This is a genomic window from Arthrobacter sp. FW306-05-C, assembly GCF_021801725.1.
In the GTDB taxonomy this organism is placed as follows: Bacteria; Actinomycetota; Actinomycetes; order Actinomycetales; family Micrococcaceae; genus Arthrobacter.
Window position 1 is genome coordinate 85,819 of record NZ_CP084557.1, and the last position, 25,545, is coordinate 111,363.

General features: G+C 65.6%; 26 protein-coding genes and 1 pseudogene. 12 read left to right on the plus strand and 15 right to left on the minus strand.

Annotated elements, in window-relative coordinates; all coding sequences use genetic code 11:
- Window positions 1-26 precede the first annotated feature (26 nt).
- The 3 genes from LFT44_RS21120 (at window position 27) to LFT44_RS21130 (ending at window position 2,056) form a co-directional block, all read left to right on the plus strand.
- Window positions 27-353 carry a hypothetical protein gene (locus tag LFT44_RS21120; RefSeq protein WP_236803053.1) on the plus strand — a complete coding sequence of 109 codons (327 nt, stop codon included), beginning with the start codon at window positions 27-29 and terminating at the stop codon, window positions 351-353.
- A 70-nt stretch (window positions 354-423) separates the two neighbouring features.
- Window positions 424-1,677 carry an MFS transporter gene (locus LFT44_RS21125; protein ID WP_236803054.1) on the plus strand — a complete coding sequence of 418 codons (1,254 nt, stop codon included), beginning with the start codon at window positions 424-426 and terminating at the stop codon, window positions 1,675-1,677.
- The gene (locus tag LFT44_RS21130) at window positions 1,661-2,056 is read left to right on the plus strand and encodes an ArsR/SmtB family transcription factor (protein WP_236803055.1); all 396 of its coding nucleotides are present in this window, start codon (window positions 1,661-1,663) and stop codon (window positions 2,054-2,056) included. Before LFT44_RS21125 ends, LFT44_RS21130 begins: the two co-directional genes overlap by 17 nt.
- A gap of 291 nt (window positions 2,057-2,347) precedes the next feature.
- Here the strand turns inward: LFT44_RS21130 and LFT44_RS21135 are convergent.
- Window positions 2,348-2,512, minus strand: a pseudogene (locus tag LFT44_RS21135) (IS256 family transposase); the annotation flags it as partial.
- A 670-nt stretch (window positions 2,513-3,182) separates the two neighbouring features.
- On the opposite strand from LFT44_RS21135, the gene LFT44_RS21140 reads away from it, so the two are divergent.
- Window positions 3,183-3,611, plus strand: a complete 429-nt coding sequence (locus LFT44_RS21140) for a hypothetical protein (RefSeq protein ID WP_236803056.1) — start codon at window positions 3,183-3,185, stop codon at window positions 3,609-3,611.
- A 651-nt stretch (window positions 3,612-4,262) separates the two neighbouring features.
- A complete protein-coding gene (locus LFT44_RS21145; RefSeq protein WP_336885649.1) occupies window positions 4,263-4,934 on the plus strand; it encodes a VIT1/CCC1 transporter family protein in 672 nt (223 codons plus the stop codon).
- Window positions 4,935-5,090: 156 nt separating this feature from the next.
- On the opposite strand, the gene LFT44_RS21150 is transcribed toward LFT44_RS21145, so the two are convergent.
- The 4 genes from LFT44_RS21150 to LFT44_RS21165 all read right to left on the minus strand — a co-directional run bounded on the left by LFT44_RS21150 (window position 5,091) and on the right by LFT44_RS21165 (window position 9,493).
- Window positions 5,091-5,768 carry a DUF1345 domain-containing protein gene (locus LFT44_RS21150; RefSeq protein WP_236803058.1) on the minus strand — a complete coding sequence of 226 codons (678 nt, stop codon included), beginning with the start codon at window positions 5,766-5,768 and terminating at the stop codon, window positions 5,091-5,093.
- Between the two features lie 148 nt (window positions 5,769-5,916).
- Window positions 5,917-7,533 carry a multicopper oxidase family protein gene (locus tag LFT44_RS21155; protein ID WP_236803059.1) on the minus strand — a complete coding sequence of 539 codons (1,617 nt, stop codon included), beginning with the start codon at window positions 7,531-7,533 and terminating at the stop codon, window positions 5,917-5,919.
- A 911-nt stretch (window positions 7,534-8,444) separates the two neighbouring features.
- Window positions 8,445-8,666, minus strand: coding sequence for a hypothetical protein (locus LFT44_RS21160; protein WP_236803060.1), 222 nt, complete (start codon window positions 8,664-8,666; stop codon window positions 8,445-8,447).
- A gap of 278 nt (window positions 8,667-8,944) precedes the next feature.
- Window positions 8,945-9,493 carry a hypothetical protein gene (locus LFT44_RS21165; RefSeq protein WP_236803061.1) on the minus strand — a complete coding sequence of 183 codons (549 nt, stop codon included), beginning with the start codon at window positions 9,491-9,493 and terminating at the stop codon, window positions 8,945-8,947.
- A 243-nt stretch (window positions 9,494-9,736) separates the two neighbouring features.
- Between LFT44_RS21165 and LFT44_RS21170 the strand changes: the two genes are divergently transcribed.
- The gene (locus tag LFT44_RS21170; RefSeq protein WP_236803062.1) at window positions 9,737-10,363 is read left to right on the plus strand and encodes a DedA family protein; all 627 of its coding nucleotides are present in this window, start codon (window positions 9,737-9,739) and stop codon (window positions 10,361-10,363) included.
- Window positions 10,364-10,535: 172 nt separating this feature from the next.
- On the opposite strand, the gene LFT44_RS21175 is transcribed toward LFT44_RS21170, so the two are convergent.
- From LFT44_RS21175 to LFT44_RS21195, 5 genes are read right to left on the minus strand one after another with little or no spacing between them, the layout of a single operon-like run.
- The gene (locus LFT44_RS21175; RefSeq protein WP_236803063.1) at window positions 10,536-10,769 is read right to left on the minus strand and encodes a ferredoxin; all 234 of its coding nucleotides are present in this window, start codon (window positions 10,767-10,769) and stop codon (window positions 10,536-10,538) included.
- Window positions 10,766-11,857 carry an NADH-ubiquinone oxidoreductase-F iron-sulfur binding region domain-containing protein gene (locus LFT44_RS21180; protein ID WP_236803064.1) on the minus strand — a complete coding sequence of 364 codons (1,092 nt, stop codon included), beginning with the start codon at window positions 11,855-11,857 and terminating at the stop codon, window positions 10,766-10,768. Before LFT44_RS21180 ends, LFT44_RS21175 begins: the two co-directional genes overlap by 4 nt.
- Complete coding sequence (locus tag LFT44_RS21185; protein WP_236803065.1) at window positions 11,848-12,423, minus strand: ferric reductase-like transmembrane domain-containing protein; 576 nt, start codon at window positions 12,421-12,423, stop codon at window positions 11,848-11,850. Before LFT44_RS21185 ends, LFT44_RS21180 begins: the two co-directional genes overlap by 10 nt.
- Window positions 12,420-13,358: an FAD:protein FMN transferase gene (locus LFT44_RS21190; RefSeq protein ID WP_236803066.1), complete on the minus strand. Its 939-nt coding sequence runs from the start codon at window positions 13,356-13,358 to the stop codon at window positions 12,420-12,422. The genes LFT44_RS21185 and LFT44_RS21190 overlap by 4 nt, the downstream gene beginning before the upstream one ends.
- Window positions 13,359-13,360: 2 nt before the next feature.
- Complete coding sequence (locus tag LFT44_RS21195; protein ID WP_236803067.1) at window positions 13,361-13,630, minus strand: hypothetical protein; 270 nt, start codon at window positions 13,628-13,630, stop codon at window positions 13,361-13,363.
- A gap of 206 nt (window positions 13,631-13,836) precedes the next feature.
- On the opposite strand from LFT44_RS21195, the gene LFT44_RS21200 reads away from it, so the two are divergent.
- Complete coding sequence (locus tag LFT44_RS21200; RefSeq protein WP_236803068.1) at window positions 13,837-14,886, plus strand: glucose 1-dehydrogenase; 1,050 nt, start codon at window positions 13,837-13,839, stop codon at window positions 14,884-14,886.
- Window position 14,887: 1 nt separating this feature from the next.
- Window positions 14,888-16,699, plus strand: coding sequence for a glycoside hydrolase family 15 protein (locus tag LFT44_RS21205; protein ID WP_236803069.1), 1,812 nt, complete (start codon window positions 14,888-14,890; stop codon window positions 16,697-16,699).
- Window positions 16,700-16,922: 223 nt separating this feature from the next.
- Here LFT44_RS21205 and LFT44_RS21210 read toward each other — a convergent pair whose 3' ends face one another.
- From LFT44_RS21210 to LFT44_RS21230, 5 genes are all read right to left on the minus strand, one after another.
- A complete protein-coding gene (locus LFT44_RS21210; protein WP_236803070.1) occupies window positions 16,923-17,339 on the minus strand; it encodes a hypothetical protein in 417 nt (138 codons plus the stop codon).
- Window positions 17,340-17,560: 221 nt separating this feature from the next.
- The gene (locus tag LFT44_RS21215; protein ID WP_236803071.1) at window positions 17,561-18,241 is read right to left on the minus strand and encodes a plasmid pRiA4b ORF-3 family protein; all 681 of its coding nucleotides are present in this window, start codon (window positions 18,239-18,241) and stop codon (window positions 17,561-17,563) included.
- Between the two features lie 15 nt (window positions 18,242-18,256).
- Window positions 18,257-21,223: a Tn3 family transposase gene (locus tag LFT44_RS21220; protein WP_236803072.1), complete on the minus strand. Its 2,967-nt coding sequence runs from the start codon at window positions 21,221-21,223 to the stop codon at window positions 18,257-18,259.
- A 47-nt stretch (window positions 21,224-21,270) separates the two neighbouring features.
- A complete protein-coding gene (locus LFT44_RS21225; protein ID WP_442863789.1) occupies window positions 21,271-22,092 on the minus strand; it encodes a CHAP domain-containing protein in 822 nt (273 codons plus the stop codon).
- Window positions 22,093-22,125: 33 nt separating this feature from the next.
- A complete protein-coding gene (locus LFT44_RS21230) occupies window positions 22,126-22,398 on the minus strand; it encodes a helix-turn-helix domain-containing protein (protein ID WP_236803073.1) in 273 nt (90 codons plus the stop codon).
- A gap of 167 nt (window positions 22,399-22,565) precedes the next feature.
- Here LFT44_RS21230 and LFT44_RS21235 point away from each other — a divergent pair, with 167 nt between their 5' ends.
- The 4 genes from LFT44_RS21235 (at window position 22,566) to LFT44_RS21250 (ending at window position 25,544) form a co-directional block, all read left to right on the plus strand.
- Window positions 22,566-23,159 carry a DUF6668 family protein gene (locus LFT44_RS21235; RefSeq protein WP_236803074.1) on the plus strand — a complete coding sequence of 198 codons (594 nt, stop codon included), beginning with the start codon at window positions 22,566-22,568 and terminating at the stop codon, window positions 23,157-23,159.
- Between the two features lie 16 nt (window positions 23,160-23,175).
- Entirely contained in the window at window positions 23,176-23,463 is a 288-nt protein-coding gene (locus LFT44_RS21240; RefSeq protein WP_236803075.1) for a hypothetical protein, read from the plus strand.
- Window positions 23,464-23,475: 12 nt separating this feature from the next.
- Window positions 23,476-24,201 carry a hypothetical protein gene (locus tag LFT44_RS21245; RefSeq protein ID WP_236803076.1) on the plus strand — a complete coding sequence of 242 codons (726 nt, stop codon included), beginning with the start codon at window positions 23,476-23,478 and terminating at the stop codon, window positions 24,199-24,201.
- Between the two features lie 104 nt (window positions 24,202-24,305).
- Entirely contained in the window at window positions 24,306-25,544 is a 1,239-nt protein-coding gene (locus tag LFT44_RS21250) for a hypothetical protein (protein WP_236803077.1), read from the plus strand.
- Window position 25,545: the final 1 nt, after the last annotated feature.

Consider the following 25,545-nt stretch of genomic DNA (forward strand, 5'->3'; position numbering starts at 1 on the left):
CCGGACCATCAGGCGAAGCGCCACGAATGACATCCCCGTGGCACCGACGGACCCTGCCCCGGGCCAGGCTGCCCAGCCGGACCCTGACCAGCGCCCCGGTCTGCGCACCTTCAGGTTCCCCGGCGGCGGCAACCGTCATGGTTGTCAGCACCTCGCTGGCCGAGGCGGAACAGGTCGTTGCCCAGGCCAAAGCCAGGTTGGCCGGCGCGCTGCCGAACATTGACGATATGCCTATCCGCGCCGTCAGCAGCACCTCGGCCCCGTCGGATGCGACGCCCCGAACACCGGCGCGCCGCATCCACATCCCGGCCGCGAGGATGACGGGTGGGAACTCCGGCTCTGAATGCGGATAATCGCGAGCGGCGAAAATCCGCTATGGTTAGTGCATAGACGCGCACGTATGCACTTAAGGGGTTCGGCCTGATGTTAGCGGTTCTGCGGAATATGACCTACCGGCGGCTGTTTGCTGCCCAGATCGTGGCCCTGATCGGCACCGGACTGCTCACGGTGGCCCTCGGGCTGCTGGCATACGACCTGGCCGGCCGGAACGCCGGCGCGGTGCTGGGCACGGCCCTGACGATCAAGATGCTCGCCTACGTGGGTCTAGCCCCGGTGATCAACGCCCTCGGGGCGCGGCTGCCGAAAAAGCCGGTGCTGATCGGGGCGGACCTGATCCGGGCGGCGATGGCACTGTCTCTGCCGTTCATTACAGAGACCTGGCAGATCTACGTGGTGATCTTCCTGCTGCAGTCCGCCTCTGCGACCTTCACCCCGGCCTTCCAGTCCCTGATCCCCACCATTTTGAAGGACGAGCGGGACTATACGCGCGCGTTGTCCCTCTCCAGGCTGGCCTATGATATGGAGGCCCTGGTCAGCCCGGCCCTTGCGGCCTTGCTGCTGACGCTAATCAGCTACAATAACCTGTTCATCGGCACAGTTGCCGGTTTCCTGTTCTCGGCCTTCATGGTTACGCTCACGGTCCTGCCGCGGCTTTCCGTCCCGGCCGGGCCGCAGGCGTCCCTGTGGCACCGGACCACTCTGGGAGCACGGATTTTCTGGCGCAACCGGCGCCTGCGTTCCCTACTGGCACTGAACCTCGTGGTCGCAGCCCCGACGGCGCTGGTGCTCGTTAACACCGTGGTCTACGTCCGCGACGTTCTGCGGCGTCCCGACACGGACCTGGCCCTGGCTCTGGCCTGCTTCGGCGTCGGGTCTATGATCGTCGCCTTGTCAGCGCCCCGGGTCCTGGACCGGTTCGGGGACCGTGCCGTGATGCTCACCGGCGCCGCCTTGATCCCTGCCGTGCTGGCCGGCGCCGCACTCCTGACCTTCCTGGGGTCCGGTGGTCCGGGGTGGTGGCTGCTGTTGGGGCTGTGGTTCCTGCTCGGTGCGGCGAACTCCACGATCCTCACCCCCTCCTCCCGGCTGCTGCGCGATGCCTCCACCGAGGAAAACCGGCCCTACGTCTTCACCGCGCAGTTCTCCCTTTCCCACGCCTGCTACATCCTGACCTACCCGCTGGCCGGCTGGATCGGAGCCGTGGCCGGGTTGGGCTGGGCTGCTCTTGCCCTGATGATTATTGCGATGGTAGGCAGTGCAGGTGCCTTCCTGTCCTGGCCACGGCACACCGCCGCGGAACCGGCTAATGAGGAGCAAACCGTTGAGCAGCCGGCCTAGCAGCGCGTTGAGCCCTAGCGGTGCCCTGAGCACCATCCCTGGAGAGCCGTCCCTGGCCCACCCGGTCACCCCGGGCCCGGAGCTGCTCGAAACAGCTGCCGGGACGCTGCGGATGCTCGCCGAACCCACCCGGCTGCACCTGCTCTGGCAACTCACTGGCGGCCCGAAAACCGTCACCGAACTCACCGACGCGTCCGGGGCACCACGAACCGTGGTCAGCCAGCACCTGGCCAAACTCCGGCTCACCGGCCTCGTGGACACCCGCAAGGACGGCCGGCACGTCATCTATTCCCTCCACGACGGGCACCTGGTCCGGCTCATCCGCGAAACCATCAACCACGCCGACCACCTAATGACTGGAGAACCGGCCCACGACTGAGGCCTCCTCCTGCCCGCCTACCAAACGTTAACAGCAGGCCTATAGCCCATCCCAGTCCATGCCGAACCTGACCACCCATCATGATCCGTACGTCCTTTCATGGGCAGTCGTGCATCCCTGCCATACCGGGCTCTTACTCCGTGGCTACACCTGGCCGGGCCCCAAGCCCATCCACGCCGGCAAATACAGGCCGCTACCACGCTCGACAAAACCTTAGGGCCCAGTACTCCTGAGCGTGTCACCGGGGGCTAGGGGTCTGTCAATTATTCGGTGTAACTGGGGTTGTCTTCTCTAGCTCCTGCCGGCGGACAGGCGGCCGTCAAAGGTGATCTCGGAGGCGTTGAGAGTGGCCTTCCAGCGGTTGCTCCAGCGTTTCCGGCCCTTGCCGGTGGGGTCCAGGCTCATGATAGCCAGGTAGACGCACTTCAACGCGGACTGCTCGGTCGGGAAGTGGCCGCTGCACGATGACTGTCCTAAGTGCCAATGGTGTTGCCCGTTTTTCAGGACAGGCTCAGGATCCCGGCGGCGAGCTCAGGGGCCTTGCCTCGTGATTCTCCTCGCAGGGCTGAAACCACTGTCCGTAGCAATACCGCGACAGGCTATGCGCCGAGGCACCCGGTGCGGCACCGGCAAGTGGGGCTGACTCCCGAATTTCTTGAGGCCGCGAGTCAGCCCCCGGACGGAACCCCGATGAAGGCTGAATGGACCCTCTCCAGCAAGGTGAAACACCGCCACTTCAAATACTCCGCTACCAGTCCAGCCCAGACAAGATGACAAGGGAATCGTGGGCAGGTTCTTTCTGCCCGGACTGTCCTGCCGCCGCCGACGGTGGCTGGACACGCCAGGAGCCACGGCGTAGGTTTTTGGTGGCAGGCATCACGTATCTATCCTCCTTTCGGCTTGGTGCATAGCTGGCGGGAGATCCCGCTATAGCAGGATGGCGGGCTGGAATGCACGCAGCTAAAAGGGAGCCGAGCATGGCCGCCTCGCATGTCAACCAGGGCGGTGGCCGGGCCATCACCGCCTGGACCGGCCTGCCAGATACCGCATTCAGCGCGGCAATGCGCCTGGGTTGTGTCGACGGGGCGGATTGCAGCCTGTCCAGCTACGCGGCGGGAGCGTAAAAATGTCCTTCGATCCCGGCGCCGCCAGTATCCGCCCGCACACTGATCGCCCCGGCAGTACTTTGCTCCTGTGCGGCCATTGCGGTTCTGACACGGAGCTGAGGCTGCAGTCGATTAAAGCCCTCGATCCGCCCTCGGACGATTTCGTGGAAGCAGGGTATGTCTGCACCGCGTGCGATCTCCACTACCTGCGACGAGCCGACGTTGCCGCCGTAGGGGCAGTCCTCAGCCGGGCCCCGGGCGAGGATGACGTCCTGATATTCGACGGAGAGTACGTCCACTGCGGCCGGCCGATGCATACGCTCGATTCAGAGGCCGGCTGCCTCAACGCCGTCTACACGGACCGCGACCCGCAGAACGCCAACGACGTCTGCCTTACCACCCGCATATTGCGCTGCAGCTGCGGCTTCCAGATACAACTGCCTGAATAGTGGCACCGCCTCTGGCAACGCCGAAAGCAACAGCCCTGGGTCGGTACCCCGGGCGGTCATGTGGCCCCGCGGCGCCGGCGGAACGTTCTTCCTCGACGTCCCCCGCGCGGGACGTCGTCGAGGCCGGCCTGCGGGTCGCCTGGTGAATATGGCAGGTTGGTTCCGGTTCGAAGAACTCGGCCTGCACTCGCGCACCGCTCCGATGGCAGCCACACCAAGCGGCCGCGCCCGAACGGTGCGGACCGATTAAATGCGGTCGATGACGTTGGGTTTCTTACCGGTGGGCACCGACGCGCCCGGGGGCCTCTGCCGCGTCGTTGCGCTCCTCGACCGCAGCTCTGGGGCGGCTGGGGCGTTCGGAACGGTGTGTAGGGGTTTCACGCCGCGTTCGAGCGCGCCCGAATCCTCGTTCAGGGCAGGCCGGAATGCACCAATCGGATGATCCAGGTCTGAGCAGGGCGGCGGCCAGACGTTGATGAGAACTTGGGGGTAGGCCGTTGAGTCCGTCGCTGCTAGTGTGATGTCCTGGCACCGGCCCGCGCTCCGGCCGCAGGGCGAGTGGTGCATCCGTGCTGCGCTCTCCTTGGAATGACGTTGAAAGTGAGAAATCCCATGCCTGTTCATGCCTTTCCGGAACCGCATGCCTCCGGGATGTCCGGGCGCTTGAACGCCCTGCGGGCTGCCGTGCTGGGGGCCAACGACGGGATTTTGTCGATGGCCGGTCTGGTGATCGGTGTTGCCGGTGCGACGACCCTTGTGCAGCCGGTCTTCATCGCGGCGATGGCGGGGTTGACCGCGGGTGCCGTTTCCATGGCGCTGGGTGAGTACGTGTCGGTGAGCAGCCAGCGGGACAGCGAACGGGACCTTATTGTCAAAGAGCGGCGTGAGCTGGCCGAGGACCCTGAAGGGGAGCTGCAGGAACTGGCCGGGCTCTACGAGGAGCAGGGCCTCAGCAGCGCCACCGCGGCCATGGTCGCCCGGGAGCTGACAGCAGCGGATCCGCTGAAGGCACACCTGCGGATGGAGCTCGGCGTCGACGAGGAAGAGCTGACCAACCCCTGGCACGCGGCAGGTTCATCGGCGGCGGCGTTCCTGCTGGGCGGTGCGCTTCCGGTAGCCGCGATCCTGCTCTCCCCGGTGTCGGTGCGGGTCTGGATCACCTACGTGATCGTGCTCGCGGCCCTGGCCCTCACCGGTGCCTTGGGGGCAAGGATAGGCGGAGGGTCCATCCGCAGAGCCGCGACCCGGGTACTGATCGGCGGAGCGGTGGGTCTGATGATCACTTACGGCATCGGGTTGCTCTTCGGTGCGACCGTGCTTTAACCGGCCGCCCTCAGCACAGCCATCCATCTGCTCCACCCGGCCGCCGCCGGCGGAAAATTCTACTTTCCTTTCCCACAGGCGCACGGGAACTCTCTGCCCCGTCCGGGCCGGCGCCTCACAGGCAGGGTTCCTGAACACTGGCAGAGCCAGGGCCTTTTAGTGGATGAGGCCGGAGACGAGGTTGATGGTGGTGGCCAGGACGATGGCCCCGAGGAGGTAGGACAGCAGTGCCTGGCGCAGGACCGTGGAGCGGATCGCATCGGTTTTCAGGTTGGTGTCGGAGACCTGGAAGGTCATCCCGACGGTGAATGCCAGGTAGGCGAAGTCCCGGTAGTGGGGCGCGCTTTCTTCGTTGAAATCGATCCCGTTCTTGTCCCGGTAGTAGATGGAGGCGTAGCGGAGCGTGAAGAGGGTGTGCACGAGGAACCAGGACAGGGCCACACTTCCGAGTGCCAGGGCGATTACCGAGGCTTTGCTGCCGCCTTGCAAGGTGGCGGCATCGAGCAGGATCAGCGCGACTCCGGTGAAGCTTCCCATGGTCGCGGCCAGGACCAGTACGTCTGAAATGCCGCGCCCTGGGTCTTCCCGTTTGGCATGGGCGGCCGTACCTGCCGGGTCCAGACGCCCGATAACAACCCACACCCAGACCAGGTACGTCGCGGACGCCGCAGCCCAACCGGCCGCGGGCGCGTAGTCCGGCGGCCCGCTAACCGCGACGAGGAACGCGGCCGCGGCACCGGTGACCGTCATGGCCGTGACCCGGAGCCAGGAACGGTGGAAAACGGAGGCGAACCCTTCACGGGCCCCGACGACTGTGTTACCGGCAGTGTTCATAGGACCATCGTCGCAGGTCGGCACCCGGCACTGCCTCTGGCAGATCCCGATAGCGGCCGGGTGCGGGCCGCATTTTGCGCTGCGCCGGGCCTGCGCGCACCCCGGGCCCTGAAGGCAGAGACGCGGGGTACGCGGGCCACCGGGTCGACTATTTGATGTAGGAGAAGACCCCCATCATGCCGCGCTCGGCGTGGTAGGCGTTGTGGCAGTGGGTAAGCCATTGACCGGGGTTATCGGCATCGAATTCGACGCTCACTGTTTGTTTCGGGCGCACGATGACGGTGTCTTTGCGCGCCCCGCCACCGGCGAGCTGGAACGTGTGGCCGTGCAAGTGCATGGGGTGCCACATGGTGGTGTCATTGATGAAGTCCACCCGGACCCGTTCATTGACCTTGAGATCGAACGCCCCCTCGTAGGGATTGTTCATGTCGAAGCGGCGGTTGTTGATGCCCCAGTCGTACTTTGCCATGCCGCCGGTCAGGTGCACTTCATGGACCCGGTCCGCCGGTTTCGCCGGGAGGAGGACGGAGGCGTCTGCCTTGAGCATGCCGCCGTCAACGACCGTGCCACCCAAAGTTGAAGGGAAGGCGGTTGCCGGCGGCGGTGTACCCGTGCCCGTGCTGATCAGGCCGTAGGCCATCCCGGGTTTACCTTCGGGCAGCGCCAGAACAGGGGTGAAACCCTCCTGCACGTTCAGGATCGCGTCGATCCGTTCCCCCATGCCCAGGACAACGGCGTCAACGTCCCGGTGCGCGGCCGGGAACCCGTCCGTGTGCGTCAACGTAATTTTCTGCCCGGGCACACCGACACGGTAAGCGGTGTCAGCGGCCGCGTTGATGATCCGCAACCGGACCCGGCTGCCCGGTTTGCTGGGAAACGTTTCAGGCCCGGCCGCGGCCTTGCCGTTGAAAAGATGGTACGGGTAGGAAACGTCGCCCGCGTCACCGCCGAGGAAGTCGCTGCGCGCCCCCATCAACATGTATTTCATGCCCGGCATCGGCGGCATCGTGGACCCTGACCCGCCCATGTCCATGCCGGGCATCGAGGACGCTGACCCGCCGCCCATGTCCATGCCGGGCATTGAATGGGCCGGTGCCGGGGTGTTCATGGACCCCATGCCCATGGAGAGTTCCTTCAGGACATCGTCGGGGGTGCCGGTGACCCCGTCCATCCAGTCATCAAGGATGATCACCCATTCCTGGTCATAGGCCAGGGTTTCCTTGGGATCGGCGATAATGAGGGCCCCGTAGAGCCCGCGTTCGCGCTGCATTTCCACGTGCGAGTGGTACCAGTACGTTCCCGGGTGGGGAAGAACGAAGTTGTAGTCGTACGCGGCGCCGGGGGCGATGGCCTGTTGTGTCAGCCCCGGGACCCCGTCCTGGTCGTTGCGCAGGGCCAGCCCGTGCCAGTGCACGGAGGTCCCCTGGCTGAGCTGGTTCATCAGCGGCACCGTGAGTTTATCCCCTGCGGTGGCCCGGATCACCGGCCCGTTCAGGGTGCCCCCATAGCCCCAGGTCCGGACAGGTTGTCCGGCGATAACGACGTCGGCTTCACCGGCGCTGAGCCGGGTTGTGATGGTCTTGCCCGTGAAGGCGCGGCGCGCTTCGAAGTCCGCGATCATCGGGTCCCCCGGCATGATCCTGGTCACCGCGGAAGGCCCGGCGGTCGGGTTGGACGTGCAGGCAGCGAGGGCCGCCATGGCAGCGGCCGCGATCCCGGTACCGAGCACAGTACGGCGGGAGGGAAGAGGGTAGGCGTTTTTCATTTTTGCGTGTCCTTGGTCTGTATCCGCGCAACGCGGAGAAATCTCAAAAAAAGGGGGTAACTCTAAGTACTCCAGGGGCGGGAGGAGCCGCTGCGGCCAACCGGCAAACAGGCACCGCCGGCCCGGGCCCGGGGCACGCCCGCAGCAGCGCCCGGCGGAGGCCAGGAGAAGGCCGGGCGGAGCCGCACGCACCCGGGATGGACCGGGCAGCTTTTGGTCGTCTCTGTCCCAGGGGTGCGGAGGCAGCCGGGACGAACACGGCCAGGGCCCTGCAACGATGAAGGCAGTCGCTAGCGGCGTACGCGGGGGCTGTGGGGGCGGACCGGGACCGGTTTACGTGCGGCTGATAGAGAGTTCTGTCAGGGACGGTGCGGCCCGTCCGCGGGCTGCCGGCTTCAGACAGGGAAGAGCAGGAGCGCCCACAAGGGCCGCCCTGCCGGCATCCGGAGCGAGGGCGGGCAGTACAGGCTGAGGGACTGCAGCGCTGGCTTGCGGGCCACATGACCATTCATGTACTGTCATCGTGCACGGCGCCGGGCAACCGGAAGATTGGTTCCCGCCGGGTAACGGAACTGCGGCCACGGCCGGCCCGGCGGTTGCCGCCCGGCCCGCCGGACGCGCCCCCGCGGCAGTGAAATGGCCGCCGGACACCTGTGAGATGCCGCTGTGCGGTGCTGTGCTGTGCGGGGGTGGGCTGTGCGGGGGTGGGCTGCCGTGGCCGGTTCCAGGGGCGTGCATGCCCAGAATCCCGAGTACCAGGCCTGCGAGAACCAGGAAAGCAACGACGGGCGGGGAAACCGGGTTAAGGGCCGGGAATGAGGGGTGCTTTCGCGCTGTCCTCACCGGTCCCCTTTCACCGCCCCTCACGGGGTCGTTCCCTGCACGGTATTCTACCCAACACCCGGGGACGGTCAGTCGCCGCTGGCTTCCCCTGCGTCATGCTGCTGGCCGTCCGCGCCTGCCGGCACCTGGTGCACGGCCGGCGCGGGGGCGGACGCGGTGGACGATGCCGGCCCCGGCGCAGGGGCTGCGACCGCGGGCCCAATCCCGGCGACCGCGGTCCCGGCAACCAAAGCGATTCCGGCCAGAGTGCTGAACAGGACAGCTGAGCGGGGGGTTCGGGTCGCAGACATTGCCGGTATCCGTCCTACTAAGTCGGTGCCCCGTCCGGATGGGGGGCCCGTCCGGGGCGGGCGTCTCAACGACGCCTGCCATCTATTATCCGGAGCTGCGCTGAATGGTTGCTGAGAGTCCGCAGTGAACCGGCAGGGAACCTGGCGGGGGCAGCGCCGGACCCGGAAACGGTCCTGCGTCCCTCGGGTGCTCACCCGGGTCCTGCGGAGGTCAGCCAGCCGGGCCCCGCCGGCGCGTGAATGAGACGGCATGCTGAGGCCTGCAGTGGTACTTGTCGTTAGGGAGTAGGAGTGGGCGCCGGGGTTGGGGAAGTGGCCGGCGGCGTGGTGCCGGGGGTGTGGGGCGGCTCCGGCCGGATCGGGAAGTAGGGTGCGTATTCGGTGAAGGTCGCGTCGAGGACGGGTACCGGGATGGTCTGTGTCGTCGTGTCTGCGCTGATTTTGAGCTGGAGCGTCGCGCCGGGGGCCGCGCCGGTGCGGGCGAACGTGACCGGGGCCGTGTCGAGGGTGAGCTGTCTGCGGTCTTGGGCCGGGACCGGTATGGTCGTTGTCTCTCCTGATGCCAGGGCCAGGGTGAGGACGATGTCGTGGTCGGTGGTGTTCCTCACCGTGCCGATGACCCTGCCCGGTCCGTTGGCGTCCAGGGCGAGAATCAACAGGTTGCCCAGCTTCACCGGGCCGATCACGGTGTTGATGCCGTTGGTGGCCGGCGTGATCCGGGTGGTCTCCTGGGGGTTGGTAAAGGAGCACCCTGCCGTCCCGGGAAGGGCCAGACCGAGGAGCACCGCCAGGGCGAGGGTGTTCGCGCGTTTGCTGACGTGCTGCATCTGGTCACTCCCGTGCCTGGGCCGGATCCTCTACCGCACACTGTACCCACGCGGCCGTGCACCGGTCCAGACCGCCTCGGTGGGCATGGACAGCGCAGGTGCGTAGGCCGCTGCAGAGCCTGCCGGCTCCCCTGGGACACCTCGGATCGGGGCCTCGGGCCGGGATACCCCTGAGGTCGGCGCGGAAAGATCGCCGGAACCGCAGGTGCGTGGGGGGTGGGCGCCAGGAGGAAAGGCAGTGTTGTGGGCCAGATTGTGGACAGTATCCTGAATATCAGCCCGGTGCTGGCCGCGCTGCTGGTCTTTGCCCTGGTATTCGCTGAAGACGCGTTTTTCCTCGGATTTGTGATCCCGGGTGAGACGGCGGCCATTCTGGGCGGCGTCCTGGCCAGCCACGGACGGCTTCCCTTGTGGGTGGTGATCGTTCTGGTCGTGACGGCGGCGATCACCGGCGACACGGTGGGGTACGAGGTAGGACGGTTCTTCGGGCCGCGGATCATGCGCCTGCGCCTTGTTGCGAGGAAAGGGCAGCAGGTGGCTAAAGCCCAGGACCTGTTGCGCCGCCGGGGCGGCGCGGCTGTCTTCGTGGGACGCTTCACAGCATTCTTCCGCGCTGTCATGCCTGCCCTGGCCGGCATGGCGCATATGCCCTACCTGCGGTTTTTGGCCTTCAACGCCGCGGGCGCTCTGGTGTGGGGTACCGGCTGTGCCCTGCTGGGGTTCCTGGCAGGGAACTCATATCAGAGCATCGCCCGGACAGCCGGACACGGAGCCGCCCTCCTCACCGTCGCTGTTGTCCTTGCAGCGTTACTGTTCTGGCACCTGCGCAGGCGCCGCGCCGCGAAAGCGGCCCCGGAAGCGGGCAGTTGACGCCCGTCTGAGCGCACCGTCGGTCAGAGAATGCGGAAGCGTGCCCGGGACAAACACCGTCGGGTCGGGGGGCAGATGCGGTGTCCTGGGTCCTACCCCTCCAGCACCTGCCAGAGGACCACCGGGCGGGCAGTGGAAGTCCTCGTGCGGGCAAGGGTCAGCGGGCTCCGACTCAGTCGTTTTGGTTTCGCCAGTAGAGTGCCCGGGCCGGGCAGTACCGGACGGTCAGCTCAGCGTCGGTCGTTTTGGGGATGGGTCCGTCCAGGATGGGGTAGCCCCATTCGTCGAGGGTGATGTGTTCAGGCAGCAAGGTGGCGCAGACTCCGTGCCCGGTGCAGGCGGTCCGGTCGACGGCCAGGACCGGGACGGCCGAATCGGTCCGGGGCGGGCGGGCAGAAAAGCTCACGACTGATCTCTTTCTTCCTGTCCGGGGCAATAGCCTGCCGCGTGCGCTTGGAGGTGGGTGCTGAAGACCTCCAGTGCGGAGGCGGTGAACGCTGCAACACCGTCGGGGAAGTGGCAGGCCCCGCGGCCGGTAAGCAGTCCCAGTCGTTGCCGCAGCGCGGCGTGCGCTCCGGGACCTCCGGTACCGGCGGCGAGTTCAGCGAACCCGGCCGCTGCCGCGGGGAGCCCGAACATGCAGGGCCCGCATTGGCCGGCTGATTCCCCGGCGGCGTAGTTGAGCATGTCCGCGACCGTGGCGACCGGGCAATGTGAGGGGCCCAGCAGGTGCATCACCCCGGGCCCGGGAGCGGCGCCCGCGGTGGCCATCGACGCGGTGGTGTAGTGCAGGGCCGGTATCCGGGACGCTGCAATCCAGGTGCCGCCGAGTCCGCCGATGTTCAGGGCCCGGGCGCCGGGCAGCGGTCCACCGGCCAGGGAGAGTATTTGGCTTAGGGATGGTCCGGTTTCGGTTTCGTAGACACCTGGCGCCTGGACGGCGCCGTTGAGAGCGACCAGCCGCGGGCCGGGGTCCTCCGGTGTGCCGAAAGACCGGAACCAGGCCGGCCCGAAGGCCTCGATCTGGGCGACCCGCAGAAGTGTTTCGGCGTTCAGGACCAGTACCGGCCGGGTTTTCTTCCCCTCCGGGGTGCGGCCGCCCTGGACCAGGCGGGCGCGTTTGGTCATCGGGCGGGCAAGGCCGCCGTGATGCAGGGAAACGAGGGCGCTGGCCTCGGAGGCGACATACCGGGCAGGTACCGGCAACACCGCCACGCCCGCTGCCCGCAGGCGTCCTTCGGTTTCTGATCCGGCGTGGGCGGCATACGTTACCCGCTTCAGGCCCGTCAATGCTGCCCCGTCCCGGACCTCGGCGAGGTGGTGCCGGATGACGTAGGCGTCCTTCGCGGCACCGATTTCCCCGTCGCAGGCGTTAACTATCAGCTCGGCCCGATTCTGAAGCGCCGCACCGAGTTTCACGGCAGTGCTGAACGCCGAACCGCTCCGGCCCGTCAGGCCGGCCTCGTGCAGGGCCGGCAGCAGGTTCAGCGCCATGGCTGTTGTCCGATTTCGTTGCGGCGGGTCTCATCGGGTTGCCGGCCGGTGAGCCGGTAGGCGATCGCGGCGGCGCCTGCGGCCAGGCAGGCCACCCCCACGGCCCGGAGGATCCAGGCGCTCCCGGTGCCCATCGTGATGCCATGGACTATCGCTGCCGGCCACAGCACGTAGCTCAGCGCGTGGACCCGGCCCCACCACCGCTCGGGAATACGGTGACGCAGCATCGAGGTCAACGTCACGGCCACCAGCAGATCGAACGCGACAGCGCCCAGCCCGATCCAGGCCCGTTCGTAGCCGGAAGTGAACGGCACCACTACCGACACCCAGCCGATGTCGACGTAGCCTTCCAGCACGGCAGTAACAATATGGACTACCACAAAAACCATCATCCCCAGGGCCAGGTTGCGGTGGAGCCCTGTCACGACAGTGGTCCCGATCCCTGCCGGCCGGCGCCGCCCGGAAGTCACAACACCGAGAATGAACGTCACCGTCAGCAGCACCGAAGCCGTGACCCCGCTCGCCCGGGAAACGAACCAGAAAACCTCGCTGACCGCCGGACTCACAGTGCCCCGGCAGGTTCGTGGGGGGCAGGCCAGTTCCCGGTCCTCACGGTCGAACCGTCCGTGGCGTGCAGGCTGGCATCGATGCCACGGGCCCCCAGCCAGGACGGTGCCTGAGCACCCAGGACGATGGCGGCGGTCGAGGCGGCATTGGCTTCCAGAGCGGTCGCACCCAGGCAGGTCACTTCGGCCCAGATGCGCTGTGCCGGGGCGCCGGTGCGCGGGTCGATGATGTGGTGGGCGGTCCCGGACCCGCTGGACCACGCCCGGTGCCTCGTTGAAGACGTTGCTATGGCCTGGTCCCTGATGGTGATGACCTGATCGGTGCGGCCGCGGTCGTGCTCGATCCCTACCTGCCAGCCTGTCTCTGGAGGGGTGCCGGCAACGGCGATGTCTCCGCCCAGGTCGACCAGGAAACCGCCCGGCAGGGTCTCACCCAGCAGGGCCGCGATCCGGTCAGCGGCGTAGGCTTTGGCGCTGGAGCCAAAGTCCAGCACCGTGCCGGCCGGCATGACCAGCAACCGGACGTCGGGTGTGTAGCTGATCTGCAGCCACCCCGGCGCCGGTTCCGGATCACCGGGCACCGTCCAGCCCGCCCTGTCTCTGACCAGTACCATATCGTCATCGTAACCGGCCCGCAGCAGGGCCGCGCCGACTGTCGGGTCCACCAGGCCGCCGGTCAGGGCCGCCGTGCGGAAGGAAGCCTCCAAAACATCCCCGAGCAAGGCACTGACTGCCACCGCCACCGGACCCCGGGCCGACCGGGCGTTAATGGTCGTAAGTTCTGAATCTGCCCGGAACCGCGAGGCAGCAAGGTCCAGAGACGCCAGCCATTCCCTGGCCGTGCGCACAGCCTGATCCAGGGCGCCCGGGTCGGTCGCGTGCACGCTAACGGTGGTGCCGATCGCATCGAACCGGGCGGCCGGGACAGCTGCCAAGGTCAGGAGGCCCGGGTCGCGGTCTGCGGCACTGCAGCGGCCGGGGCGTTTTGTGCGGGCGTAACTTTCCCGAACGTCCCTGCCGCGGCGGGCGCGGCCGGCGCCTGCTGCACCGCCGCCGCTGCTGCCTGGCCGGTGGCGGCGGTGTGCTGCACCGTGGCCAGCCCGGCGCCGGCGCCGGCGGTCGCGATCCCCGCCAGTACCATCGCGGTCACCGTCCAGCGCCGTACCGCGCCGAGAGCCCGAGCCCGTGAATTCACAACCGCCGTCATCGCATGTCCTTCCGTTACCACCAAGTTTCCCACGAGCCCGATAAGAGGTACCTGAGATGAACCTGTGTACGGTCTGTGAGACCTTCCGGGAGGACCATGGCTGCGCGGGCCCTAAGAAGTTCTCCGGTTTTCAGCGGGATTCGGAGGTGGACGTGGTAGACAAATAACCGGGACGGATGCCGCCCGGAGATGCAGGAGGAAAAGACGTGAAGGCTTTGACTGTCGTCCCGGGGACGAAGGAGCCGTTGGTGCTCAGGGATGTCCCCGAGCCCGACGCGGCGGACGGTCAGGTCCTGGTGGAGACCCTGGCCGTCGGGCTCTGCGGCACCGATGCCGAGATCACCTCCGGCGAATACGGAGAAGCACCCGCCGGGTCACCGTTTCTGATTCTGGGACACGAGAACATCGGCCGTGTCCTCGACGCTCCGGCAGGTTCCGGGCTCAGCCCCCGGGATCTGGTGGTCTGCATCGTTCGCCGTCCGGACCCTGTGCCGTGTCCTGCGTGCGCGGCGGGGCAGTGGGATATGTGCCGCAACGGCCGCTACACCGAACACGGAATAAAAGGCCTGCACGGGTTCGCCCGAGAACGCTTCCGGGCTGATCCTGATGCTCTCGTCCGGCTTCCGAACACGCTGGCCGACGTCGGCGTTCTGCTGGAACCAACAACCATCGTCGCCAAAGCCTGGCAGCACATCGACGCGATCGGCTCCCGGGCCTTTTTTGCCCCGAAGACCGCCGTTGTCACCGGGGCCGGGCCGGTCGGCCTGCTCGCGGCACTGCTGGGCGTGCAGCGCGGACTCGACGTCCACGTCTTTGACCAAGTGCGGGCAGGGCCGAAACCGGGACTCGTCCGGGAGCTCGGAGCGACCTACCACCCGGAGAGCCTCACTGATTCCGGGATTCAGGCCGATATCCTGGTCGAATGCACCGGCGTCGCCTCCGTAGTGCTCGAGACGATGACCTGCAGAGCCCTCGACTCGGTCACCTGCCTGACCGGAGTCTCCTCCACCGGCAGGACCGAGCCAGTGGACATCGGCGCGGTCAACCGTGCCCTGGTGCTGGGCAACGAATCGGTATTCGGCAGCGTCAACGCCAACCGCAGCCACTATGAAGCCGCTGTCAGGGCATTGGAGCAGGCCGACAGCGCCTGGCTTCAGCGGCTGATCACCCGCCGGGTACCACTGGCCGACTTCCAGGACGCCTTCCGGCGCCAGGATACCGACGTGAAAGTCGTCCTCGAAGTCAAGGCCGGCTGAGGTGACGCGCATAGAGGATTACGCCATCGTCGGGGACCTGCACACGGCAGCCCTGATCGGAACAGACGGATCCATCGACTGGCTCTGCCTGCCGCACTTCGACTCGCCGGCCTGTTTCGCCGCGCTGCTGGACACCCCCGACGCGGGACGCTGGCTGCTGGCCCCTGCCGCCGGAGGCACCTGCACCCGCCGCCGGTACCGGCCCGACACCCTGGTCCTGGAGACCGAATGGGACACCGGCACGGGAAGGGTCAGAGTAACCGATTTCATGCCTCCCCGGGACGGGGTCGCCGACCTCATCCGCATCGTAGAGGGACTCAGCGGCACCGTCGCGATGCGCGGCGAACTGGCCTTACGTTTCGACTACGGGCACGTGGTCCCCTGGGTCCGGCGCACCACAACCGGGATTCATGCGGTCGCCGGGCCCGACTCGGTTCACCTGTCCTCGTCCGCCCCCATGGAGGGAGAACACCTCCGCACGGTCAGCGAATTCACGGTCAAGGCAGGTGAGCGTGTCCCGTTCGTCCTTACCTGGTCACCCAGCCACTTGCGGCGGCCGCGGACCGTCGACGCCGAGAATGCCCTGACCGGGACCCTGGCGTACTGGGAGGACTGGTCTTCGCGCAGCGCGGCCGCCGGCCCCTACCGGGACGCTGTCCAGCGGTCCCTGATCACCCTCAAAGCACTCACCTTCGCCCCGACCGGGGGCATCGTCGCGGCTGCGACGACATCACTTCCCGAACAGCCCGGGGGGCCCCGCAACTGGGACTACCGGTACTGCTGGCTCCGGGACGCGACGCTGACGCTGCAGTCCCTCATCACAGCCGGCTACACGGACGAGGCCAAAGCCTGGCGGGAATGGCTGCTGCGCGCCGTGGCAGGCGACCCGGCAGACCTGCAGATCATGTATTCCCTCGACGGGCGGCGCAGGCTCCCCGAAGCCGAGATACCCTGGCTGGCAGGGTACGAGGACTCCACGCCGGTCCGCACCGGCAACGCGGCCGCCGACCAACTCCAACTCGACGTCTGGGGTGAAGTCCTCGACGGGCTTTCCCTCACCCGCAACGCCCTCCTCCACGACGCGGACGACTCCTGGGACATCCAAATCGCCCTAATGGACCACCTTGAGGACGCCTGGCAACAGCCCGACAACGGACTCTGGGAAATGCGCGGACCCAGGCGGCACTTCACCCACTCCAAAGTCATGGCCTGGGTCGCAGTAGACCGGATGATCAAGGCAGTCCGCCAGTTCCACCTCCCCGGACCAGCAGACCGGTGGGAGGACCTTCGCGAGGCCATCCACAACGACGTCATGGAGCACGGCTTCAACCCTGAAATGAACTCCTTCGTCCAGTCCTACGGCGGCACCGAACTCGACGCCAGTCTCCTGCTGATCCCCAGGGTCGGATTCCTTCCTCCGGACCACCCCCGCGTCACCGGCACCATCGACGCCATCCAGCGCGGCCTGACCCAGGACGGGTACGTGCTCCGGTACCGCCCCCAACACAGCGACGACGGGCTGCCCGGCGGAGAAGGTGTCTTCGTTGCCTGCTCCTTCTGGCTCGTCGACGCACTCCTTGGCGCCGGAAAACGCACCGAGGCAACGACACTGTTCGAACGACTCCTGACCCTGCGCAACGACGTGGGCCTGCTCAGCGAGGAATGGGACGTCCAAGACGCCCGGCAACTCGGTAACACCCCACAGGCCTTCAGCCACTTCGCCCTGATCACCAGCGCCTTCCAGCTCCACCACGGCCCCAGCCACCGAAGCGATCAAACAATCACCGCCCGCACAACCCCGCCACCGGACTAACCCCAAACACGGCCGGCCGCACCAGGTGCAGACAGCGAAGAGGCCACAAGGAACCCTCGCCGGCCCGGCCTCGGAGGGCCCCGTTTCGCTCTCGCCCCCAGGGCCCCGCCGCTCATGTCAAAGGCAAACAACCGCAGAGAAATCAGCCGACCGGACAATCACGGTATTTCTCAGCTCGTGAGCCCAGATTCTGTAAGCCCGGTACTTAGCCCGTCCGGGCCTGTTACGGCTCCTCCGAAGGTTCGGCATGCTCCGGCGCCTCCGGTGCCTCTGCCGGTTCGGCATGCTCCGGCGCCTCCGGTGCCTCTGCCGGTTCGGCAATCACTGGTACGTCCGGTGCGTGTGCCAACTCCGGTGCGGTTGAAGATGACGCCGGCGCCGGCGGGACCTCAGCCGAAGATACGGGCGCGCTGGACGGAGTGGGCGTCGATGCGGGAACAACCGACGATGTGGCCGTGGAGGAAGCCGACGGATCAGCGGCGGGGGCGGCCGGCGACACAGTGGACGTCGCATCGGTCGGCGCAACGGTGGCGGTGGCGGCCACTGCTGCACCGGTGCCACCAGCGGCAACGACGGATGCTACAACAACGGCTTTTCCTGTGGTGCCCAGCGCACCCAGCCAGGGGATGATTCCTGCCATGACAGGGGAGTCCTTTCAATACAGAACATGAGACCGGCTGACCTCATGGACAGCCGAGCGCAACGGTACTTGACAGATGGGGGATCCTGCTCGCCAGTTCCTGGAAACTACGTCAATCCTTGGCGTTTCCTGCGCCGTCCACGCGGAGACAAAAACTCGCTAAGGCATGCCGGCACAATGCCATTGGTGCCAGGCCTGGCTGTGCCGTGGCCGGCACTTGGTCAGTTTCCTTCGGGTGTGAAGAGTCTGCCGAGTTCTTCGTTGACTTTGACCGGGTCGAAGTGTGCGGGATCGAAAGTTTCCTCTCCGCCGGATCGTTGCGCGGTTCCTTGGGCCCATTCGTGCAGGCCCTGGAGGTGCTCGCGGTCTGATTCATCGACGGCATCAGGGTTGGCCAGAGTGGCGATGAGGTCTTCATAGCCGCCGATTCCACCGGAGTCCTCCAGGGGGCAGCGTCGTTTACCGCGGATCACCCGGGCATGGGCGTCGTCACCGGTTTTCCTGACGGTTTCGATCCAGTCGATGCGGTGGAGCCAGCTATCGCCGAAGTCGTATGCGTAGAACAGCGGGGTTGAGCCTTCGTTGAGGACTTTCCCGAGCTGGACGGTCTCTTCAGGCAGGTACCAGCCCTCCTCGTCTTCTGCCCTGACGTAGGCAGGCGCCCAAGACCTGGCCTGTGTCCGTCCGCGGCCCGGGGTGTTCGGGTTGCGGTCGGTAAAGGAATGCAGGTGGGAGTTTTCCCAGCCAATGATCACCTGCAGAACGTCGTGGAATTCGTCCAGGTAAAGGCTGGAATCGACTTCGAATAGCCGCCAGATCTTTGGTTTACTCCCGACGAGGTGGACTCTGGCGCGCAGAAGCTTGCCTTTGGTTCTTGGCGTGGATCTCTCATTCGTGGCCATAGGGGGTCCTTTCCATCACAGAGCAGCGGCCTGGGCCAAGCGGTTGTCACCGGGGGTACGGTGTTCGGGTTCGGCAGAGATCTGGCCCAGGTTCAGGTGGGTGTTCATGTCCAGGGTGAAGCGTCCGTAGGGGTTGATATGGGTCCAGAACAACGGTGTGAGGCCCCTGCGGTCTTCCGGTTCGAGCAGTCCGGTGAACTCCTTGACCTCGAGCACGGTTTGCAGCAGCAGGGTGTTGACCAGGACCAGGGAGGATTGGAGCAGGTGCAGGGCGAGCATGGACACTTCGGTCGTTTCACGGTCAGGGCCCGTGAGGTCACGGTTTTTACCGTAGAAGACGACGTCGTTTCCGCTGTTCCAGTTCTCCACTACCTGCAAACCGGAATTGATTTCGCGTCGCAGGTCTTCGCTGGCGAGGTAGTCGGCGGCGAAGATCGTCCGCACGGCCCGGCCCAGTTCCTCCAGGGCCTGGTACGTGGGGTGTTTGGGCCCGCCCCGGGTGAAACGGCGCAGGATCGTCTCCGACTCTGCCGTGCCGAGTTTGAGGGCCGTGGCGTATTTGACCATCTGATCGTATTGCTGGGCGATGATCTCCCAATTGATCGGCCTGGACAACACGTCATTGATCTCGGCGTAGGCTTCTTCATTGCTGGCCCGGTAGAGGCGGATCGAGCCGATGTTCTTCAACCTCGGCAACAGCTTGAACCCCAGGAGTTCGGTGAACGCGAACCCCACGATCGAGGCCCCGTGGGTATCGACGTAGTTTGCTTCGATCTCGGCGTCGGTGTCGTGGCGCAGAACGCCTTCGATCATCGCCGCGACCTCGGAGGAGGAACAGTTCTTCAGCTGGGAATAGATGCAGGTCGATTTCTTTTCCACGTGCCAGTAGATCATCACGCCGGGACCACCGTAGCGGTTGTGCCATTCGGTCATCAGGTTTGATTCCCAGGAGCCGAACTTTTTCGAATCCGACGCACAGGCGTTCCCTTCACCCCACCAGTGAGGGTTCCTGGCCTCGAACGTGGCGTTGACGACCTTCACGATCGCCTGGCGCAGATTGTCCTTCGTGATGAATGTCCGGCGTACGTGGCGTAGCTCCCGCTCGCTCTCTCCGTGACCGCCGGCATCAGTGACCGCTTTGATGCCCATGTTCGTCCCAAGCCCGAACAGGCACAACAGCAAACGCCTGCGCAGGGTCTCACGGTCAAGGACCTCACGGGAGGCCACGGAAACAAACTCCCCGGTAAACCCGGTCAGGAAGTCCGCTTCCTTGAGGACTTCTAGCAAGTCCAGGGTGCCCCACCGGGCCAGGACCTCGGCCTTGAGTTTGCCCAGATTCACCGGCTCGTCGAGTTTTTCCAGCTTGGGGACCTTTATCCACGGCGCCCCACGGCGTCTGGTGATCTTCACTCCACCGGTGGTATCGGCCGGCAGCCCCTTATCCAGGTGCTCCAGTGACCTCCTCATTCTGGACTGAAGATCAAGAATGAACCTGGCCGGGTCCAACGGTTTCTGCAGGGCCTCGTAGTGGAGCTCACGGGAAGCGTCGAAGTCCTGGGGAAGGTCCTCTTCCGGGTCCCGCCATTTCCCCGCCCCGTCAACGAAAACCTCGCGGCGGCGCAAAGCGTCCCGTAAGGACACGAGCAGGCACAGCTCGTACGGGATCCGCTCGATCCTGCCCTTCTCGTCCCGGACAGCGCCCTCCCAGGACCTGGGCACCACACCCGCAACCGGGACTACCTCTCCGGGCGCGAAGAACTGGCTCTTACTTCCAGCATCCGCGTACCGTTCCAGCAACGCGATGGCATCCATGATGGGCCGGAACGCCGTGTTATGGCACCGGAACCGCAGCACGGACAGCAGCGCCGGTAACATCCGCCGGTAATGATTCGAGTACGAACCCCGCAACACGGTCCTCACCTTGCCCTGGAACACGCTCTCGTTGGCTTTTGCCTCCTGGACCAGTTGCCGCAGGGTTTTCTCACTCACCACCGGGAACACGGCCTCCCGGACCGTCTCATCCGGGCAGGCGACTGCCCTCTCGGCCAGTTTGAACAGCAAAGCCGTCTTGCCGCGCACCCTTTGCAGATCCTCGGTCAGTTCCTTCTCGACCTTCCTCACCGCGCCGGTATTGATCTTCAACACCAGCACGAGCAGCAAATCGACCAGGCTGTCAGCTATCTCTGCCGTCCGTTGATGACACAACGCCGCCAACAGCGTCAACCGCACCGGCGCCGGCGCGTCCTGGAAATCCGATGGATACATCCGTGCCGCCCGCGCCCGCCAGGCACTCACGACCTTCTCCGACACCCCGGCAAACAAGCCAGCCGGTAAATCAAGAGCCTGGGCTGCTGAAAGCTTCTCCACCTCCGCCAGCAACGACTCCAAACCAGCCGGGCCCGGATCAGCCTTCAACACCGACAACAGGGAACCGGCTGCACCATCAGCGACCAAGGCCTTCAGCCCAGCCGCACCGTCCGGGCCTAGAACCTTGCCCACATGAGCACACAGGCGCTGCTCAAACAACGCCCGGCCAGCACCAACAATCCTGCCCGCACGTCCCGGCGGCTCAATCCGCTCCTGACGACACCGGGACAGCGAAGCCTCCACAAGCGCAGACTCTCGAACCTCAGACGGGCACACCCTCTCCGCCAACCACCCAGCCAGCCGGGCCTCATCAGCGGTCGTGAACTCACGGAAACCAAAATGGGACCGGATCTCGGCCCGGTGGTACTTGATTGAGCGCCCGCCCCAGTAGGGAGCCAGCGCATCGGGAGGAACAGAAATCTGCGCCGCAATATAGTCCACCGCTCCCAGTGGAAGGTCAGAAGGCCCACCCGGGAACCTGGCATGTTGCTGAAAAAACTTCAGCAACACAGCAAACCCTGCCCGAGTCGCTCCTGACTTCCGCGCCATCAACGCCACATCTTCATCAACCAGCGTCCACGAATCAAGAAGCTCGCTCGTCAGCTCAAGGCCCATACCAGAACTCAACCACACCTAGATTGCCCCTGAAGACACCTTCAGGACTACCGGGCCTTCCAGGTCAGGGCGGAGCCGAGGAGGGCGCCGTCGGGTCGGAAGGTGCCGTTCAAGGCCCTGTAGGGGGCGGTGGTGCTGCCGAGCTGCTGGTTGACCCGCCAGAGGGCGAAGTCAACGCATTCGCGGTTGAACATCCCCAACGGGGATGCCGCGTAGATCTGCGAGGTGCGCCACGGCAGGTCATCGCCTTTACCGGACTCACCAGGGATGCCGCAGGAGCTTGTGCCCCCGGCGTCGGTGATGGTGACGTCGCCCAGGGCGGCGACGACTTCCACGGCGGCCGGCCAGTAGGTCTGGTAGTGGAACGGGTCGGCGTTGCGCTGGACCCTGTGGGCGGCCGTGGTGGGTTCGAGCTGTTCCCAGCCGCTGATGTTCTGCAGGGCCTTGAAGAAGTTGGTGGCGGAGGCGCTGGGGTTCATGCGGTCCTGGTAGGTTCCCCAGGCGCCGTTGTCGCGCTGCTGGAACAGGCCGCGGGAGTCGGGTCCGGGACCGTCGCCGTGGTCCAGGACGCGAAGCCCTGACTCTCCCATGGCCGTCATGACACCGATCGTTTGCCCCCGGGCCGACAGGCCGAGGGCTTTGCCGGCGTTAATGACCAGTGCCGCGTTCTTCAACTGCTCGCCCTCGTAACCGGCCACGGCCACCTTGGGCAGCTGGTTTGCGTCGACGCTGACGCCGGGCCGGTCGGGTGAGCAGACGTCGGCAGCGGCCTGGGAGCCGCCGCCGAACAGGATGATGGACAGCACCAGCCCGATGGGTGCAAGGACGGCACCTGCGGCCAGTACGGGCGCGCTCGTTCGTGATTGCATGCGTCCCCCTCGCATTCGCTCGGCCGCTTCGCGCTACGGCTGCTGGTCCTCGTTCACTTCCGGTGTCTGGCCCTTCCGCAGAGTGTTCCGGTTTTCCCAGACCCAGTCTTTGACTTGATCTCTGGCGATCAACCATGTCTTCTCGACTTGGTACGCAGGAATCACTCCGGTTTGGAGCCAGCGGTAGACGGTGTTTCGGGAGAGCCCGAAGATCTCTTCGAGGTCCTGGGGCGTCAGACGCTCCGGGTACTTGGCGAAGAGAGCTTCCAGGTACTTCGGGTCCACGCTCAGTCCGTCCCACCGCATGAAGCCATCGTAAACCATAAATTGGTACTGTGATGTACTGGGAGTGACTGAAAGGTACTAAAGCTGTCGTTCGGGGTCACCGTTGGCCTTTCATGTCGGATGGTACCGATACGATCTTTGCGGACATTACTAGGGGATGTGAAATGCCGGTCTCAAAGAATCGCTGGGTGACGCTCGGCGCAGACACTATCGACGAACCTGATTTAGCCATCCCGGAAGTGCCATCCTTCGTCCCTGCGGGGGCGACGAGGCCGCAGCTGAGTGTCCCGCAGCCGGACCACGCGGACCGGCTTCCTCGACGGGACGTCTCCGGGAGGGCGCCGGGGTTTTGGTGGCTTGGGGTCCACGGCGGCGCGGGCGAGACCTCGCTCGCACGGCTGGATAAGAGCACCAAGGCAGCCGGGCATCACTGGCCTTTGACGCCAGCCGGCTCCGTCGTTGTCCTGGTTGCCCGTTCCAATGTCCCTGGCCTCCGCGCGGCACGCCTGGCCGCAACGGAATGGGCATCACGGTCGCTTCCCGGGATACAGGTCGCTGGTCTCGTCGTCGTGGCGGACGCCCCCGGACGGCTCCCCAAAGAGATCCGCGACTTCTCCCGCGTCGTTGGCGGGGGAGTGCCCCACGTCTGGCATTTCCCCTGGGTGGACCCATGGCGGTATGGCCACGACGTTGCCCCTGAAGAACTTCCCAAAGAAGCCCGCACCGTCCTTGAGCAGGTGCGCCTCGCCGTAACTGCCGCTGCCGGACACCCTGCCAAGTAGAAAGAAGAACCCATAAATGTTGCTCTCCAAAGCCCTCGAATGGTCCAGCTTTGCCATCACCGAAATACCCAACCCCGGCACGGGCGAGGCCCCTCCCGGCTCTGCAGGCCTGCTGACGATCCTCAAATGGATCGCCTGGGTCGTCTTCGGCCTGGCCGTCGCCGGCATCCTGATCACGGCCGGAGCGATGATGATCAACAACAAACGCGGTCAGGGTGGTGAGCACGCCGCCGCCCTCGGGTGGGTCCTGGCCGGCTGCGCCCTGGCAAGCTCCGCGAGTGCCGTCGTAGGCCTCCTGGTCTAAGGAGCGGAAGCCATGACTGAACCGACAGTGAACGAAGACCAGAACCCGCTGACCAAACCTAAGTTCATCATCTCGGCCGTTGTCGTGGCGATCATAGTCGCGCTCGGGATCGTCCTGGCCCTACTCCCAAAAGGCGGAGGAACCCCGACAGCCGAACCAAGCAATTCCGGACCCACCACAGCCAGCACCCAGCCCAGCGCCGCAGCGGCCGCCAGCGTCTGCGGGCTGCCCTCCAGCGACCAAGCCAAACCAGCCACCACGCCCACTGACACCAAATGGGAACTGGTCGGCAAAATCGCCGCACCCACATCTCCCACGCAGTTCGGCCCCGGCAAGACCGAAGCCAATGGCCTCCGCTCCTGCTTCGCACACTCACCCACCGGAGCGTTGTTTGCCGGGGCAAACATGATTGTTCTCGGAAGTTCGGGACGTCCGGACCTATTGGCTCAGCATCTCGTGGTCGAGGGACCGGAACGAGACAAGATGCTGGCGGAGCCACCGACCAATGCCCCGACGACGGCACCTTTTCAGATCGCGGGTTACAAGATCGTGGACTACGCCGGCAATCGAGCCGTCGTTGAATACGGCCTCAAAGCAGCAAACGGCAGCGTGGGGTCAGTGCCCGTTGCAATGCAGTGGCAAGGGGGAGATTGGAAATGGGTTCTGCCAGCCACCGGCATGACAGAAGCACGACAGCTCTCTGATTTGAACGGCTTCATTAGTTGGGCGGGTGTCTAACTTTGTTCTCCGCCAATGAGAACGGGCAGCCCTGCAAACCGTGGGAAGTTGGATGCGTCGTTTCAGACTGGGCAAATGATCGTGCCAATGACGCGGTCAAGAACATGGCCCAGGCAATCGCAGACGCAGTTGGGAATGTGGTCAAGACGCTGGGGACATTTTGGCTGAACGTGGGAACTCCCGCTCTAACCGCAGCCCCGGGAGGGTCCACCGCGAGTGACCCGGTGTTGTTCCTGCAGAACAGTCTCTACTTCTGGACGGCTTCCCTGGCTGTGATGTCTGTCCTCGTGGGTGCAGCCAAGATGACGATTGAGCGCAGGGGTGCACCCTTGCGGGATCTGGTGCGTTCGCTGGCGACCCTAATCGTCGTCTCCGGCGCTGGTGTAGCAGCAGTGGGACTGCTGACAGTCGCGGCGGATCAGTTCTCAGCCTGGATCATCACCAACTCCACAAACGGGACCTCGTTCAACGAAAACATCACCGCCCTATTGGCGCTCTCGGCCACCAGCCCGATCGGGTCGATCATGATCATCCTCCTGGGGCTCATCGCGATTCTGGCATCCGTAATGCAGATCGTGCTCATGATTATCCGCGGTGGCCTTCTCGTCATCCTGACAGGGATCTTCCCTACGGCTGCAGCTTTCAGCAACACCGAGGCCGGCAGGGGTTGGTTCCAGAAGTGCACAGCTTGGCTGATCGCTTTCATTCTCTACAAGCCCGCGGCCGCCATTATCTACGCGACGGCCTTCCAGCTCAGCGGCAGCAAGATCTTCGGAAACGTTGGTGACGGCAAAGACTTCGGCTCCGCGCTCCTGGCAACGGTCACCGGACTGGCTCTGATGATCATTGCCCTGTTTGCCATGCCGGCCCTCATGCGGTTCGTCACCCCCATGGTGGGTGCTGTCACTGGTGGCGGTGGAGCGTTGGCTGCGGGAACGGTCGGTGCGCTGGCTTCAGGTGCTATCAGCATGGGCAGTGCCGGGCGAGGCGGCGGCTCATCCACCAGCTCGATGACGACTCACAGCACGTCAAGCCAGAGCCCTGGATCGCAGGGCCCCTCGGGGACTGGAGACCAGGGAACAGCAGGAAGCTCTGGCATGGCAGGAAAGAACGGCGCCCGGGGTTCGGGAGCCACGGGTGCGCAACCCGGAACCGCGCCGGCAACGTCTTCCGGTGCCGCCAGCGGAACTGCGTCCAGCGGAGCGGCGGCCGGCGGTGCAGCAGTGGCGGGTGCGGGTGCCGGCGGTGTCGCGGTATTGGCCGCGCAGAAAGGCGTCGAAGCCGGCCAGGCCGCTTCCGGGGCGATCAAAGATATGAGCGAAGAATCCACGGGGGGTGCCTGAG

What these genes read in the sequence shown, in the direction of transcription:
- LFT44_RS21120 (WP_236803053.1), top strand. Translation starts at nt 27, where the DNA reads ATGACATCCCCGTGGCACCGACGGACCCTGCCCCGGGCCAGGCTGCCC.
- LFT44_RS21155 (WP_236803059.1), bottom strand. Translation starts at nt 7,533, where the DNA reads ATGAAAAACGCCTACCCTCTTCCCTCCCGCCGTACTGTGCTCGGTACC.
- LFT44_RS21210 (WP_236803070.1), bottom strand. Translation starts at nt 17,339, where the DNA reads ATGGCAGGAATCATCCCCTGGCTGGGTGCGCTGGGCACCACAGGAAAA.
- LFT44_RS21230 (WP_236803073.1), bottom strand. Translation starts at nt 22,398, where the DNA reads ATGCGGTGGGACGGACTGAGCGTGGACCCGAAGTACCTGGAAGCTCTC.
- LFT44_RS21145 (WP_336885649.1), top strand. Translation starts at nt 4,263, where the DNA reads ATGTCCGGGCGCTTGAACGCCCTGCGGGCTGCCGTGCTGGGGGCCAAC.
- LFT44_RS21225 (WP_442863789.1), bottom strand. Translation starts at nt 22,092, where the DNA reads ATGCAATCACGAACGAGCGCGCCCGTACTGGCCGCAGGTGCCGTCCTT.
- LFT44_RS21220 (WP_236803072.1), bottom strand. Translation starts at nt 21,223, where the DNA reads ATGGGCCTTGAGCTGACGAGCGAGCTTCTTGATTCGTGGACGCTGGTT.
- LFT44_RS21245 (WP_236803076.1), top strand. Translation starts at nt 23,476, where the DNA reads ATGACTGAACCGACAGTGAACGAAGACCAGAACCCGCTGACCAAACCT.
- LFT44_RS21160 (WP_236803060.1), bottom strand. Translation starts at nt 8,666, where the DNA reads ATGTCTGCGACCCGAACCCCCCGCTCAGCTGTCCTGTTCAGCACTCTG.
- LFT44_RS21240 (WP_236803075.1), top strand. Translation starts at nt 23,176, where the DNA reads ATGTTGCTCTCCAAAGCCCTCGAATGGTCCAGCTTTGCCATCACCGAA.
- LFT44_RS21125 (WP_236803054.1), top strand. Translation starts at nt 424, where the DNA reads ATGTTAGCGGTTCTGCGGAATATGACCTACCGGCGGCTGTTTGCTGCC.
- LFT44_RS21150 (WP_236803058.1), bottom strand. Translation starts at nt 5,768, where the DNA reads ATGAACACTGCCGGTAACACAGTCGTCGGGGCCCGTGAAGGGTTCGCC.
- LFT44_RS21215 (WP_236803071.1), bottom strand. Translation starts at nt 18,241, where the DNA reads ATGGCCACGAATGAGAGATCCACGCCAAGAACCAAAGGCAAGCTTCTG.
- LFT44_RS21250 (WP_236803077.1), top strand. Translation starts at nt 24,306, where the DNA reads ATGGCCCAGGCAATCGCAGACGCAGTTGGGAATGTGGTCAAGACGCTG.
- LFT44_RS21165 (WP_236803061.1), bottom strand. Translation starts at nt 9,493, where the DNA reads ATGCAGCACGTCAGCAAACGCGCGAACACCCTCGCCCTGGCGGTGCTC.
- LFT44_RS21180 (WP_236803064.1), bottom strand. Translation starts at nt 11,857, where the DNA reads ATGGCGCTGAACCTGCTGCCGGCCCTGCACGAGGCCGGCCTGACGGGC.
- LFT44_RS21140 (WP_236803056.1), top strand. Translation starts at nt 3,183, where the DNA reads ATGTCCTTCGATCCCGGCGCCGCCAGTATCCGCCCGCACACTGATCGC.
- LFT44_RS21195 (WP_236803067.1), bottom strand. Translation starts at nt 13,630, where the DNA reads ATGACGGCGGTTGTGAATTCACGGGCTCGGGCTCTCGGCGCGGTACGG.